14 protein-coding genes are annotated in these 13,539 nt (G+C 45.1%); 11 read left to right on the forward strand and 3 right to left on the reverse strand.

The window, feature by feature from the left end:
- The first annotated feature begins 80 nt into the window (after nt 1-80).
- The gene (gene sstT / locus L5M29_RS05710) at nt 81-1,307 is read left to right on the forward strand and encodes a serine/threonine transporter SstT (RefSeq protein ID WP_263166660.1); all 1,227 of its coding nucleotides are present in this window, start codon (nt 81-83) and stop codon (nt 1,305-1,307) included.
- Between the two features lie 75 nt (nt 1,308-1,382).
- Complete coding sequence (locus L5M29_RS05715) at nt 1,383-1,907, forward strand: CIA30 family protein (protein WP_263166662.1); 525 nt, start codon at nt 1,383-1,385, stop codon at nt 1,905-1,907.
- A 172-nt stretch (nt 1,908-2,079) separates the two neighbouring features.
- Here L5M29_RS05715 and L5M29_RS05720 read toward each other — a convergent pair whose 3' ends face one another.
- Nucleotides 2,080-3,459, reverse strand: coding sequence for a Gfo/Idh/MocA family oxidoreductase (locus L5M29_RS05720; RefSeq protein WP_263166664.1), 1,380 nt, complete (start codon nt 3,457-3,459; stop codon nt 2,080-2,082).
- Nucleotides 3,460-4,051: 592 nt separating this feature from the next.
- On the opposite strand from L5M29_RS05720, the gene L5M29_RS05725 reads away from it, so the two are divergent.
- The 3 genes from L5M29_RS05725 to L5M29_RS05735 all read left to right on the forward strand — a co-directional run bounded on the left by L5M29_RS05725 (nt 4,052) and on the right by L5M29_RS05735 (nt 5,981).
- The gene (locus L5M29_RS05725) at nt 4,052-4,546 is read left to right on the forward strand and encodes a DUF4279 domain-containing protein (RefSeq protein ID WP_263166665.1); all 495 of its coding nucleotides are present in this window, start codon (nt 4,052-4,054) and stop codon (nt 4,544-4,546) included.
- Nucleotides 4,547-4,689: 143 nt separating this feature from the next.
- Complete coding sequence (locus L5M29_RS05730) at nt 4,690-5,157, forward strand: DUF3617 domain-containing protein (RefSeq protein WP_263166667.1); 468 nt, start codon at nt 4,690-4,692, stop codon at nt 5,155-5,157.
- Between the two features lie 383 nt (nt 5,158-5,540).
- On the forward strand, nt 5,541-5,981 hold the full coding sequence (locus L5M29_RS05735; protein WP_263166668.1) for a hypothetical protein: 441 nt from the start codon (nt 5,541-5,543) through the stop codon (nt 5,979-5,981).
- Between the two features lie 98 nt (nt 5,982-6,079).
- Here the strand turns inward: L5M29_RS05735 and L5M29_RS05740 are convergent, their stop codons facing one another.
- Nucleotides 6,080-6,751 (reverse strand): RluA family pseudouridine synthase, encoded by a 672-nt coding sequence (locus L5M29_RS05740; RefSeq protein ID WP_263166670.1) that lies wholly within the window; start codon nt 6,749-6,751, stop codon nt 6,080-6,082.
- A 75-nt stretch (nt 6,752-6,826) separates the two neighbouring features.
- Nucleotides 6,827-7,450, reverse strand: a complete 624-nt coding sequence (locus tag L5M29_RS05745; protein WP_263166671.1) for an acyl carrier protein phosphodiesterase — start codon at nt 7,448-7,450, stop codon at nt 6,827-6,829.
- 207 nt (nt 7,451-7,657) lie between these two features.
- Here L5M29_RS05745 and L5M29_RS05750 point away from each other — a divergent pair, with 207 nt between their 5' ends.
- From L5M29_RS05750 to secF, 6 genes are all read left to right on the forward strand, one after another.
- On the forward strand, nt 7,658-7,867 hold the full coding sequence (locus L5M29_RS05750; RefSeq protein ID WP_263166673.1) for a hypothetical protein: 210 nt from the start codon (nt 7,658-7,660) through the stop codon (nt 7,865-7,867).
- Nucleotides 7,868-7,929: 62 nt separating this feature from the next.
- Entirely contained in the window at nt 7,930-8,967 is a 1,038-nt protein-coding gene (gene queA, locus L5M29_RS05755) for a tRNA preQ1(34) S-adenosylmethionine ribosyltransferase-isomerase QueA (protein ID WP_263166676.1), read from the forward strand.
- Nucleotides 8,968-9,128: 161 nt separating this feature from the next.
- A complete protein-coding gene (gene tgt, locus L5M29_RS05760) occupies nt 9,129-10,253 on the forward strand; it encodes a tRNA guanosine(34) transglycosylase Tgt (RefSeq protein WP_006082277.1) in 1,125 nt (374 codons plus the stop codon).
- A gap of 27 nt (nt 10,254-10,280) precedes the next feature.
- A complete protein-coding gene (gene yajC, locus L5M29_RS05765; RefSeq protein WP_007649452.1) occupies nt 10,281-10,613 on the forward strand; it encodes a preprotein translocase subunit YajC in 333 nt (110 codons plus the stop codon).
- Nucleotides 10,614-10,630: 17 nt separating this feature from the next.
- Entirely contained in the window at nt 10,631-12,481 is a 1,851-nt protein-coding gene (gene secD, locus L5M29_RS05770; protein ID WP_263166678.1) for a protein translocase subunit SecD, read from the forward strand.
- Between the two features lie 12 nt (nt 12,482-12,493).
- The gene (gene secF, locus L5M29_RS05775; RefSeq protein WP_263166680.1) at nt 12,494-13,441 is read left to right on the forward strand and encodes a protein translocase subunit SecF; all 948 of its coding nucleotides are present in this window, start codon (nt 12,494-12,496) and stop codon (nt 13,439-13,441) included.
- The last annotated feature ends 98 nt before the right edge of the window (nt 13,442-13,539 follow it).

A 13,539-nucleotide genomic window follows, 5' to 3' on the forward strand; every position in this document is an offset into this window, starting at 1 on the left:
CTATAAAAACCTTATTGGCCTCATTTCCGAAGGTGCGCGTTGGGGATCTCAACCGAAATATAATAACGACAGGTTAAACCATGAAACAAGAATCATCATTATTAGCTAAGTTGGCTAATGGCAGTCTCGTATTACAAATCTTATTAGGGATTATCGCTGGTGTGGTGTTAGCGAGTTTTTCACCCGATAGCGCAAAAGATATCGCCTTCTTAGGCAGTTTATTCGTTGGAGCACTAAAAGCGATTGCTCCAATACTGGTATTTATCTTAGTAGCATCGTCGATTGCCAATCAAAAGAAAAATACGCAAACCAATATGCGCCCAATTGTGATCCTGTATTTATTGGGTACCTTTGCCGCGGCGTTAACTGCTGTGATTTTAAGCTCTATTTTCCCCACGACTTTAGTTTTGGTTGCTGGTGTGGAAGGTACAAGTCCTCCACAAGGTATTGGTGAAGTGATCCATACCTTATTATTTAAACTGGTTGATAATCCAGTGAATGCGTTAATGACGGGCAACTATATTGGTATTCTTGCTTGGGGTGTGGGCTTAGGTTTAGCCTTACATCATGCTAGCGATTCGACTAAGCAAGTATTTGCCGACATGAGCCACGGCATTTCGCAAATGGTGCATTTCATTATTCGTTTAGCACCTATTGGTATTTTTGGTTTAGTTGCTGCGACGTTTGCTGAAACCGGTTTTGCCGCAATTGCGGGTTATGCGCAGTTATTGGCAGTGTTATTAGGTGCGATGGCCATTATTGCGTTAATCGTTAATCCTTTAATTGTTTACATGAAGATTAAACGTAATCCCTATCCGTTGGTATTTCGTTGTCTGCGTGAAAGTGGCGTGACGGCATTTTTTACCCGCTCGAGTGCGGCGAATATTCCTGTGAATATGGCGCTGTGTGAAAAATTAAATCTGCATGAAGACACTTATTCAGTCTCTATTCCCTTAGGTGCCACCATCAATATGGGCGGCGCGGCGATCACTATTACGGTATTGACCTTAGCTGCGGCGCATACCTTAGGCATTCAAGTCGATTTACTCACCGCATTGTTATTGAGCGTTGTAGCCGCTATTTCGGCTTGCGGCGCCTCGGGTGTAGCGGGTGGTTCATTACTGTTGATCCCACTGGCTTGTAGCTTGTTTGGTATTTCTAATGATGTCGCCATGCAAGTAGTCGCTGTCGGCTTTATTATTGGTGTGGTTCAAGATGCAGCCGAAACCGCATTGAACAGCTCTACTGACGTTATCTTTACCGCTGCTGCTTGTGAAGCCGCTGAGAATAAAGCTAAACTGCGTTAACGAGGGCTGTTATTCGTATTGAAAAGTATTATGGAAGCAGTCACTTAGGTGGCTGCTTTTTTTATGGGAGTCGTTATGATCTTTTTTGATTTTAAAGTGCTAGATGCCGCAAAGCCCTGGTATGGAATAAATGACACTGTGATGGGCGGTTTGTCCCGCAGTAAGATGACGGTGTCACCTTTAGGCTATGGTGAGTTTAGTGGCCATGTGTCGCTGGCAAATGGCGGCGGGTTTGCTTCAGTGCGTTGTGAGTTTAGCCCTATAGATGTCAGTGGATTTACTGGGATCTATGTCGAACTCGATGGCGACCGACCTAAAGATTATAAAGTGAATCTAAAGGATGTCGACACACCCCAAAGCACGGTTTATCAAGCGCCTATGCCCGCGCCAAGTCATCAAACGTTTGGCGTGAGTGGCGCTAGAGTCTTGAATTGGCAGCGGATAGAAATTCCCTTCAGTGACTTCTTGCCCCAATGTCGGGGTAAACCGATTTCCCGAGTGGCAATAGATTTAAGCCAAGTCTGTAGTCTAGGACTAGTGATTGGTGCCCAGCAGAGTGGTGATTTTTCTTTGAAAATCAAAGAAATTGGCTACTATTAGCGTTTATAGTTGGTTTCTTATCATGAGTTTATTGCCCCTAATTGCTTGTCCCTAATTACTTGCTATTGATGGTGCGGGCATCTCTAGGCTTCATTTAAGAAAAAGGATAAGGCCGAGGCACTTATCCTTATGGTGAACCCATCAAAATGATGAGTTTGGTGAAAGCCGCTGCTTAAGCGCCGACAATCCCTAAGGGTTTGGCCGTTTGCCATGCGCCGCGGGTAAAATCTGGGAAGGTGACTGAGTTACTGCGGTCATTGAGTGAATGTTCACTTAAGATATTCACCACCGACCAAGACGCGCCATCGTACACATCCTGATCTAAGGCCTCGCCATTGCGCAGGCAATAAATCATGCGCCATAACATCACAAAATCCATGCCGCCGTGGCCGCCGTTAATCTCAGCTTCTTTACCTATGCGTTGCCATAGAGGGTGATCATATTTGTCATACCACTTTTGCATGTCCATATCCCACTCGTGGTAACTCTGACCAAAGCCACCATTTTCGACGGCGATACGATTCGGGAAACCCGCAAACACGCCATTTGTCCCTTGGATTAAATTGTGGCGACTGTAAGGTCTTGGGCTCGTAGTGTCATGCTGTACCATGATGGTCCGGCCCTTAACGGTCTTAATCAGACTGGTATTGATATCCCCATTGATGTACTTGAGCTGATTACGCTCATGATCGGCGGGGAATTCACGTTTAGCATAGAGCGCACGGCCAAGAGCGGGTGAACTCATCGAGGTTAGATAATCAAATCTATCACCGCGGTTGATGTTCATATACTGGGATACTGGCCCTAAACCGTGGGTCGGGTACAAGTTACCGTTGCGCTTGGTATGCCAATAAGTTCGCCATGAGCCCGTCTTATGGTCTATTTCCTTCATCTGCCAACGTAGCTCGTGGATATAAGCGGCTTCACCGTGGAGCAACTCCCCAAACACGCCTTGGCGTACCATGTTGAGTACCATAAGTTCTTCACGGCCGTAGTTGACGTTTTCCATCATCATGCAGTTTTTCTGAGTGCGTTCAGCGGTATCCACAATTTGCCAGCATTCCTCTACTGTGAGTGCTAACGGTACTTCGACAAAGGCATGTTTACCGCTTTCCATCGTCTCTATCGCCATAGGTGCGTGCCATTCCCATGGCGTAGAAATGATCACAATATCAATATCATCGCGGCTTAAGAGATCGCGATAGCTCAGGTCATTACCTGTATAGACAGCCGGTTTTGGCCGATTCTGTTTAACGATATGATCCACGGCTCTGTCCAGCACCGCTGGGTGAGTATCACAAATAGCTTTAAGTTCAACGCCTTCTAAATGACAGAATTGCTCGACATGGCTAAAGCCACGCTCGCCAACACCGATAAAGCCAACTCGAACCACGTCCATCTTGGGTGCTATGAGTCCGATAACGGATTTACCCGTTTGTGGTTTAGGGGCGACACTACTGGCGTAGGCGTTGAGGGCAATATTGGCTGTGACGAGTCCGGCGGTAGCTGCACCCGCTGCCTTAAGAAAGTGACGACGATGAATGTTATGCATAGCGCTTCCTGCTTTATTTTTGTTTTGTAGGGATATTGAAATATCACTTGGTCTTACTTGTGCGGTAATTCACTTATGGGTTATATCAGAAACCCTATTAAAATTGGCAATAAAAGATGTAACAAGCTCCTATAAGTCCATTTGATATATGAAATGCGTACGTTATGGGGTTGTGTAAAAATTTTTAAAAAAACAATTTCTTGAGTTATTTTTATTACGAGTTCATCAATATGATCAAACCAAACTAAAAAACGAAAGTGGGCAATATATGGAGCATATTCATACCAAAGGATTGAGTTCTAGATTTGTAGAAATAACGCTACAGCCCCCTTGTGCTTAACTCTTCAACAAGAGTCGTAGAAACTGGAAGAGATACAATTGTATCTAAATTGCTTGTTTGTGAGTGCTTTCTGTCAATACACGTGCGTGTTATCTCAAACATCTAAATCTAAAAATATTTAAAATTAAACACTTACAGGTTACCGTTTTAGGATAATTGGTGTGGAAAACGCGCATGCGTGTCTTTCTGATGGATTCTTGTATATGAAAAGCGGTAGAAAGCTGATAACTTCTAGTTAATACAGATAGTTAAGTGTGTGCGTTTTTATTTTTCTATGGACGCCAACGCTACGCTGCATTGGCGCTTTTTAGCTCAGCATTAGGGCCTTTTATGGGTGCATTTGAATATTCACAAGCCACTCTTCGGATCTTCGGGGATGATTTGATACCTGAAGACGTATCAAATTTACTTGGTGGTACAGCAACTAAAAGTAAAAAGAAAGGTGATGAAGATGTCAGCAAAACCAGTGGAAAAGTGCGGATTGCCAAAACGGGTAGCTGGCATTTTCAGGCTAAAAAGAGAGAGCCAGAAGACCTAAACGCGCAGATTGAAGCAATTTTATCCCAGCTAACAAGTGACTTAGCGATATGGGAAAAGCTTTACCAAAGCTACAAAGTTGACATGTTCTGCGGCTTGTTTATGGGCAACTGGAATGATGGTTTGAGCTTGTCACCTGAAATCATGCTGGCACTTGGTCAACGTAGAATTGTTTTAAGTTTAGATGTTTATAGTGGGTCGGACAATTAAGATGGTTGTCGCCCCTAAAAACAAATGTTAAAGCCAGCAAAATTGCTGGCTGCGACCTCAACCCGCAGCACGACTTTGCGTGCTAAATTTGGGCGCTAGGCACTAAAACCTTACTTGTTTTTCATTAATTAAAGGAATAATAAATGACCCACCTAATTACTAAAGTGATGTTAACTGGACTCATAGTGGCATCAACTCATCTTTACGCTGAAAACTATGACTTCAAACCGGGTTTATGGGAAACCACTTGGAAATCCGAAATAGTAGAAATAGACGCACCTCCTGAAATGGAGAAAATGATGCGGAGCATGGCCAAAAGGCCTGATTACACGGAAACTGAATGCATAAATGACATCGCCTCTGCATTTGATTTAGAGCCTGAAGAAAATGAAGGCGAAGAATGCCAAACTAACAGCAATTGGATTAGTGCTAACAAGATGGTGTTTGAAACATCATGCACTAGCCCTGATGGTGCATCTAAAACAGTGGGTGAAATGCGTTTCAATGGGAAAACGTTCACTTCTAAGCTTGAAGTGACAATCTCTGAAGAGTCAATGAAAATCAAGTCGAAACTCGTTGGCAATGGAAAATATATTGGCGCTTGTGACTAAGTGCCATACAAACTCTTCAACTTGACGCATAACGGTTAGCAAGGATGTTATGAGGGCAGTTAGTAATATAGAGGGGATTTATTGGACTTTTGCTGACATTGCCAGTTGGTCTGTTTGGCTGCCGTTCTCATTTATCGACGTCTATACAGCGCGGTGTTTTTATTCAGCTCGCTAGATAAGTCTTTTAGCTGCCTTTACTTTAGCGATAAGTAAATAGTGATAAAGATCGCGTTTTTATTTTTAGATTGAGCTACACTGCCGATTAATTAGTCAAAGGTATTTATCTTTTATATTTTAAATATTTAGCAAATTTAAATTAACCAAAAAGTTACATTTGACGGGCGATTTGAAGTAATTTGCTGCTGTGGGGAGTAAAGAGTTAAATGGGTTCTATGCTTAATGTACTACCACAACTGACATTCACTTTAGGTGATTGGGTATTGCATAAGGATATCAGGATGTCTGGGATCGAAAAACGCCGTCGCCTTCATTGGCGGGAGACAGATATGCAAAATCGTGAAATTATAGGTCGTTGGTTAGATGGGCGTCCTTTACTGGGTGACAAAATTACCCTCTATAAAGAAGACGATAAATATTTTTTAGAAACTTGGTTTAGTGATGGCTGCCATAGTTTAGATGAAGTCTATATGACGCAAACTCCTGAGGGCCATAAGCTGGAAGATGTTGGCGGCAATTTCTTTGGTGAATTCTTTATCGTGACACAGTCACAGCAATTACAATTTTGTAATGAGCAGGGCTGTTATTTCCAAGCGGATAAATTAGCCGCCGATGCCGATTTTGCTCAAGGCATGCGCGTCGCTTAAACGACTACAGTCGAATCCGTAAATAACTAAGGTCGCATTTTAGCTCAGTGCTAAGTCGCGACCTTTTGCTTTTATGGGGTTGCAGCTATTGGATTGAGTTATTCGCTAAAGGGATGTTTGCTGCTAAAAAACAGCGGTTTAGCCGAATAGGGATGGGTCAGACTTAAGCTTTGTGCATGTAAGCATAAACGCGGCGCGGCTTTGATAACCTCGGCATCACCGTAAAACTCATCGCCTAAAATCGCATGGCCTAGGGCAAGCATATGCACACGCAATTGATGGGTGCGGCCTGTTTCTGGCGAAAGCTCGACTAAGGTGCTGTTTTCTCGGCGCTCTAGTACACGGTAGTAGGTGAGAGCGCTTTTACCGCCAGTCTCTCCTGCTTGCAGTGTCTTTTGATAGGGTGGATGCTCAGTGTCTGGCGCAATCGCGAGGTCAATCATGCCCTGATCTTGCAGCACATGTCCCATCACTTCGGCAATATAGACTTTCTTACTCTGTCTATCTTGAAACTGTGTTTTTAAATGCGACTCCGCTTTTTTATTACGGGCGAACACCATAATGCCCGAGGTCGCGCAGTCGAGCCGATGTACTAAAATTGTTTCTGGATAAAGGGTTTGTAAGCGAGTTAACGCGCAATCGAAGGTGTGAGCCGCTATACCCGGATTAGACAATAGGCCCGAAGGCTTATTGATGATAATCAGATCTCTATCTTTATAGCGGATGTCTAGCCAAGGAACTGCTGGGGGCTGGTAATCAAATATCTGCATTTTGTCCTCATTTTTGCGCGGCCATACTAGCAAAATTTACGCAGGCACACAGCATAATCTCATGCTCGCTTATTCCTAGAGGGAGGAAGGCAAATATTCTGCAGGTGTTTTACGGCTCCAGATACGGGTATAAGCCATCAGCTGCGGATAAAAAGTGCGGAATGCGGTTTCGATTTCGATCTGCATTTTATTGACGACTTTATGGGCATCTTTAAACAGTGCGGCTTGCGGATGCTGTTTTGCCACTTGTGCTAAAGCGTGTTGTAAGCCTTTTTCTGTGGTGTAGCTGCCGAACCAATCGGCGCTGCGCATGGCGGGCAAGAGCTTAGCAAGTGCTTCTGGATGGTACGGGTCTACACCTTGGGCGGCGAAAGTATCTAACGCATCATAGGCCTTGCTGCTGAATTCATCCAAGGGTTGGTGGTGATATTCTTCCCAATAGTAAGCTAAATAGTGATCGAAACTCACCGCCATGAGTTCTGCTGCTATGCTTCTTAAGGGCGCAGGGAAAGCTTCCATTAATTCAATCGTCAATTCATGGCTGGCGCAAAGGGTATTAATCTCTTGGTTTAGCCATAAAGCTTGGCGTAACTCAATTGGAGCTTGTGCAATTGGCGCTTGAATATAGTTACCTGCTACGTTGGCTGCAAGGTGGGTTTTACTGATGTCGGCGAGATGTAAGTGTGTAAGAAAGTTCATTATTTGTGCTTGGTTAACCACGTCGGTTCACGGTATCATGCACAAGCGCGCTTAGGAAAGCGCCGAAGCTAAAAATGCAGTATTTTTTCACTTTTTATTGATAATGACATTTGATTCGCCGTGAATAATTATGGCTGACTTCAACGTTGACATAGTAATCGATAAGGGAAAGTGAAATAAAATCAATAACCTTTTTTAGGATCATGGATGATGTGGAACTGGTTCACCAAAATGCTTGGTAAAGACGAGCAGCAGAAGCGCAAAAAAGTGCTAATAGAAATCCCCTTTGAACAACACCGTTTCAGCATGGATGACTTTAGTCGCTCGCGGCTAAAATTCGATGCCGATGGCAATCTGCCCCAAGATGGCATTAATCCAGTGGAACCCGAGCAAGAAGTGGACATTGGCAATAAGTAATCTTGATCTTATTGGCCTCTAACCATAGACTAGCCGCCGTTCTAAGCTATCTAGAGGCCAATATGCGCGTTGCAGACTTTTCTTTCGATCTCCCCGATGAGCTGATCGCTCGTTATCCTATGGCGCAGCGTAATGCATCCCGTCTGTTAACCTTAGACGGCAACTCTGGTGCGTTAGGCGACAAGCAGTTTACCGATCTGCTGGGGATGATTAATTCCGGCGATTTAATGGTGTTCAACAATACCCGAGTGATCCCCGCGCGCATGTTTGGTCAAAAGGCCAGTGGTGGCAAGTTAGAAATTTTAGTTGAGCGTATGCTCGATGATAAGCGCATCCTCGCCCATGTTCGCAGCTCTAAATCCCCTAAAGTGGATTCGTTAATCCATCTCGACGGTGGCTATCAAATGAAGATGGTCGCCCGTCACGATACCTTGTTTGAACTTGAGTTGTTATCCGAGTTAACCATCTTAGAAGTGCTTGAAGCAGTAGGGCACATGCCTTTGCCTCCTTATATCGATAGACCCGATGATGATGCCGACAAAGAGCGCTATCAAACCGTGTATAACCAAAATCCTGGTGCAGTTGCAGCGCCAACGGCGGGTTTGCATTTTGACGATGCCATGCTCGATGCATTAAAAGCCAAGGGCGTGAATGTCGCGTTTGTGACCTTGCATGTGGGCGCGGGAACATTTCAGCCAGTGCGTGTCGATACCATTCTTGAACACAAGATGCATTCCGAGTGGGCGAATGTGCCGCAGGATGTGGTTGATTTAATCGCGCAAACCAAAGCTGCGGGTAAACGTGTGGTGGCCGTGGGGACGACGTCAGTGCGCTCCTTAGAAAGTGCGGCACGCGCAAGCCTTGGCGAACTCAAAGCTTTTAGCGGCGATACCGATATCTTTATTTACCCAGGTTATGAATTCCAAGTGGTCGATGCTATGGTGACAAATTTTCATCTACCTGAATCAACTTTGATCATGTTAGTGAGTGCTTTTGCCGGTTTTGATCATGTTATGGTGGCGTATCAACATGCTATCACGCAAAAATATCGCTTCTTTAGCTATGGCGATGCGATGTTTGTGACGAAAAAAGCCCACTAGACCAAGATTTTGTTTTAAAATAGCCGCCCAAAGTGAGATGGTGCGGCAATTTTTTTCGTTAAAAGATTGAACCTTTTAACACTGTCCCCATCTCTATTGTTAATCAAAATGGCATTAGCCATTAAAAATGTAGTCAGACTGTTTATCTGGCGAGGTGAATTATGAAATTTGAATTAGACACTACCGACGGGCGTGCGCGCCGTGGTCGGTTAATTTTTGATCGTGGCACAGTAGAAACCCCCGCTTTTATGCCGGTAGGAACCTACGGCACAGTGAAAGGCATGACACCGGAAGAAGTACGTGCCACTGGCGCGGATATTTTGCTCGGTAACACTTTCCATTTATGGTTGCGACCAGGCGAAGAAATCATGCGTAAGCACGGTGACTTGCATGACTTTATGAACTGGCAGCGTCCTATTTTAACGGACTCGGGCGGTTTCCAAGTGTTTAGTCTTGGCGATATCCGTAAGATCACCGAAGAAGGTGTGCATTTCCGTTCGCCCATTAATGGTGAAAAAATCTTCTTAGATCCTGAAAAATCAATGCAAATTCAAGATGCATTGGGCAGTGATGTGGTGATGATTTTTGACGAATGTACCCCGTATCCTGCCACTGAAGATGAAGCGCGCAAGTCAATGCAGATGTCTTTGCGTTGGGCAAGACGTTCGCGTGATGAATTTGACCGTTTAGAGAACCCTAACTCACTCTTTGGTATTATTCAGGGCGGTGTGTATGAAGATTTACGCGACGAAAGCTTAAAAGGCTTAGTCGATATTGGTTTCGACGGTTATGCCGTCGGTGGTTTGGCCGTAGGTGAGCCTAAAGCAGATATGCATCGCATTCTTGAGCATATTTGCCCGCAAATTCCTGCAGACAAACCTCGCTATCTGATGGGGGTCGGTAAACCAGAAGATTTAGTTGAAGGTGTACGTCGTGGTGTTGACATGTTTGACTGTGTGATGCCAACCCGTAATGCCCGCAACGGTCATCTGTTTACGAGTGAAGGTGTGATCAAAATACGCAATGCGCGTCATAGAGATGACACGTCACCACTTGATACTAAGTGTGATTGTTATACCTGTAAAAATTATTCACGGGCGTATCTTTACCACTTAGATCGTTGTAATGAGATTCTGGGTGCGCGTTTAAACACCATTCACAACTTGAGATACTATCAAATGTTAATGGAAGGTTTGCGCGGTGCGATTGAGACGGGTACATTAGACGCCTTTGTGGCTGACTTCTATACCAGTCAAGGTCGCGAAGTACCAGAGTTAGTCGATTGATTTTTTGCTAATAAGAAGAGAAAAACTATGTTTATTTCAAATGCATATGCAAGCGCTGCCGGCGCACCACAAGGTGGCGGCACGATGGAACTGATTTTCATGCTGGCGATTTTCGGCCTGATTTTCTATTTCATGATTTTCCGTCCGCAATCAAAACGCGTTAAAGAGCACAAAAATCTGATGTCTTCATTAGGCAAAGGCGATGAAGTGTTAACCAGTGGTGGGATTTTAGGCAAGATTGCAAAAATCAGCGACGAAAGCGATTACGTGTTACTGAGCTTGAACGACACAACACAAATCACGATCAAAAAAGACTATATTGCAGCTGTATTGCCTAAGGGCTCTATCCAGTCGTTGTAAGCCAAGAGGGCTCAGGCGTGTTAAATAAATACCCAATGTGGAAAAACATTATGGTGATGCTCGTCATCGCCATAGGTTGTTTCTATGCCGTACCTAACCTTTTTGGTGAAGATCACGCGGTGCAAGTGGTGGCGACTCGAGGTGCCGAAGTAACAGCATCTACCCAAGCCAGTGTGAACGAGCTGTTAGCCAGTAAGAGCATTGCGGTAAAGCGCTCTGAGCTTGAAAAAGGTCAGTTGTTGGTCCGTTTGCAAAATGCGGATCAACAGCTACTGGCGAAAGAACTGATTGCTGACAGCTTAGGTGACAAGTTTACTGTGGCACTTAACTTAGCGCCTGCGACGCCTAAGTGGCTCGAGTCCATGGGTGGTAGCCCTATGAAACTCGGTCTTGACCTTCGCGGTGGTGTGCATTTCCTCATGGAAGTGGACATGGGCGAAGCGATTCGTAAGATGGAAGAAGCTAAAGTCGCTGATTTCCGTTCACAATTACGTGAAGAAACCATTCGTTATGCTGGTATTCGTGTTAATGCTACTGGAATTGAAATCAAGTTCCGTGATGCTGAAAACTTAGCGACTGCCGAGCGTTTCCTTAAGACTCGCAATAAAGATATGGTGTTCACCGACGCTAGCCGTGGCGAAGATTTCGCGCTGCAAGCTGTGATGAGTGAAGCTTATCTAAAGCAGATTAAAGAAGAAGCACTGCAACAAAACATTACTACCATTCGTAACCGTGTTAACGAGTTAGGTGTGGCTGAGCCTGTAGTACAACGTCAAGGCGCCGAGCGCATTATCGTTGAGCTGCCAGGTGTACAAGATACGGCTCGTGCTAAGGAAATCTTAGGTGCAACCGCATCAATTGAATTCCACATGGTGGATGACAAAGCCGATCCGAATGCTGCGCAATCAGGCCGTGTACCTGCAGGTTCTGAAGTGTATCAGCGCCGCGAAGGTGGCACTGTGATATTGAAGAAAGAAGTGATGTTGACGGGTGACCATATCACTGGCGCACAACCTAGCTTTGACCAGTACAGTCGTCCTCAGGTCAGTATCAACCTCGACGCTAAAGGCGGTACCATTTTCTCTGACGTGACCAAAGACAACATAGGCAAGCCTATGGCGACTTTGTTCATCGAATATAAAGACAGTGGTGATCGCAATGCCGATGGCAGCGTTAAGATGCAGAAAATCCAAGAAGTGATTTCTGTCGCGACCATTCAAGCCCGTTTAGGCCGTAACTTTGTGATCACTGGCTTAAGTCATGGTGAAGCACAAAACCTTGCGCTATTACTGCGTGCGGGTGCTTTGATTGCTCCTGTATCAATTGTTGAAGAACGTACCATTGGTCCAAGCTTAGGTGCTGAAAACATTCAAAGCGGTGTACAAGCTATGGTATGGGGTATGGCTGTTGTCTTACTCTTTATGTTGGTTTACTACCGTAGCTTTGGGCTTATTGCTAACCTGGCTTTAACCGCAAACTTAGTCATGGTTGTAGGCGTTATGTCTATGATCCCTGGCGCTGTGTTAACCCTACCCGGTATTGCCGGTATGGTGTTGACTGTCGGTATGGCGGTTGACGGCAACGTGCTGATTTATGAGCGTATTCGTGAAGAGCTTCGTGCCGGACGTGGCGTGCAGCAGGCTATCCATGAAGGTTATGGTAATGCTTTCTCAACTATCGCCGATGCGAACATCACCACCTTCATCACTGCGCTCATTTTGTTTGCCGTAGGTACTGGTGCGATTAAAGGCTTCGCTGTGACCTTAATGATAGGTATTGCGACTTCTATGTTTACCGCCATCGTGGGTACTCGCTCAATCGTTAACGCGATTTGGGGTGGTAAGCGCGTGAAGACTCTGTCTATCTAAGGGGAAGTGACAATGATTGAAGTTTTATCCTTAAAACATACAGTAAACTTCCTCCGCCATGCACTGCCTATTAGCATTATGTCGGCAGTGTTAGTGCTGGGCTCGCTGGTATCGCTCGCGACTAACGGTATTAACTGGGGTCTTGATTTCACTGGCGGTACTGTTGTTGAAATGGAGTTTACTCAGCCGGTTGATTTGAATGCGCTGCGTGTGCAACTGACGACGCCAGATTCCGAAGGTGCGATCGTGCAAAACTTCGGTTCTAGCCGTGACGTACTTGTACGTTTACAGGTGAAAGAAGGCGTTAAGAGCGATGTGCAGGTTAAGTCTGTCATGGAAGCCGCGCAGAAAGTTGACCCACAAGTGCAGCAGAAGCGTGTTGAGTTTGTTGGCCCACAAGTGGGTAAAGAACTGGCAGAGCAAGGCGCATTGGCGGTATTAGTCGCGCTGATTTGTATCATGATCTATGTGTCGTTTCGTTTCGAATGGCGCTTAGCGTTTGGTTCTGTAGCGGCATTGGCGCACGATGTCATCGTGACCTTAGGGGTGTTTTCGTTATTTCAATTGGAATTTGACTTGACCGTATTGGCGGGCTTGTTGACGGTGGTGGGTTACTCACTTAACGATACTATCGTGGTATTTGACCGTATCCGTGAGAACTTCCTTAAGCTGCGTAAGAGCGATCCTGAAGAAATAGTTAACATTTCAATCACTCAAACTATGAGCCGTACCATTATTACAACGGGCACGACTTTGGTGACTGTTGTGGCCTTGTTCCTTAAGGGCGGCACTATGATCCATGGCTTTGCGACTGCATTGCTGTTGGGGATTTTTGTGGGTACTTATTCCTCTATCTATGTGGCGAGCTTCTTGGCCGTTAAACTGGGTATCAATCGTGAACACATGATGCCAGTTGAGATTGAGAAAGAAGGCGCAGACCAACCTCCTATGATGCCTTAAAGGTTAATTTGGAGTTAAAAAGCCACCGACGAGGTGGCTTTTTTTTGCATCGATTTTGAGGCGTATCTGACATTCTGCTAGCAAACTCACAAAGTTAT

This window comes from Shewanella sp. SM95 (assembly GCF_025653595.1).
Lineage (GTDB): Bacteria > Pseudomonadota > Gammaproteobacteria > Enterobacterales > Shewanellaceae > Shewanella > Shewanella oncorhynchi.

Coding starts and splice junctions, on each gene's coding strand:
- yajC (WP_007649452.1), top strand. CDS start 10,281: ATGTTTATTTCAAATGCATATGCAAGCGCTGCCGGCGCACCACAAGGT.
- queA (WP_263166676.1), top strand. CDS start 7,930: ATGCGCGTTGCAGACTTTTCTTTCGATCTCCCCGATGAGCTGATCGCT.
- L5M29_RS05740 (WP_263166670.1), bottom strand. CDS start 6,751: ATGCAGATATTTGATTACCAGCCCCCAGCAGTTCCTTGGCTAGACATC.
- secF (WP_263166680.1), top strand. CDS start 12,494: ATGATTGAAGTTTTATCCTTAAAACATACAGTAAACTTCCTCCGCCAT.
- L5M29_RS05715 (WP_263166662.1), top strand. CDS start 1,383: ATGATCTTTTTTGATTTTAAAGTGCTAGATGCCGCAAAGCCCTGGTAT.
- L5M29_RS05720 (WP_263166664.1), bottom strand. CDS start 3,459: ATGCATAACATTCATCGTCGTCACTTTCTTAAGGCAGCGGGTGCAGCT.
- tgt (WP_006082277.1), top strand. CDS start 9,129: ATGAAATTTGAATTAGACACTACCGACGGGCGTGCGCGCCGTGGTCGG.
- L5M29_RS05750 (WP_263166673.1), top strand. CDS start 7,658: ATGATGTGGAACTGGTTCACCAAAATGCTTGGTAAAGACGAGCAGCAG.
- L5M29_RS05745 (WP_263166671.1), bottom strand. CDS start 7,450: ATGAACTTTCTTACACACTTACATCTCGCCGACATCAGTAAAACCCAC.
- sstT (WP_263166660.1), top strand. CDS start 81: ATGAAACAAGAATCATCATTATTAGCTAAGTTGGCTAATGGCAGTCTC.
- L5M29_RS05730 (WP_263166667.1), top strand. CDS start 4,690: ATGACCCACCTAATTACTAAAGTGATGTTAACTGGACTCATAGTGGCA.
- L5M29_RS05735 (WP_263166668.1), top strand. CDS start 5,541: ATGGGTTCTATGCTTAATGTACTACCACAACTGACATTCACTTTAGGT.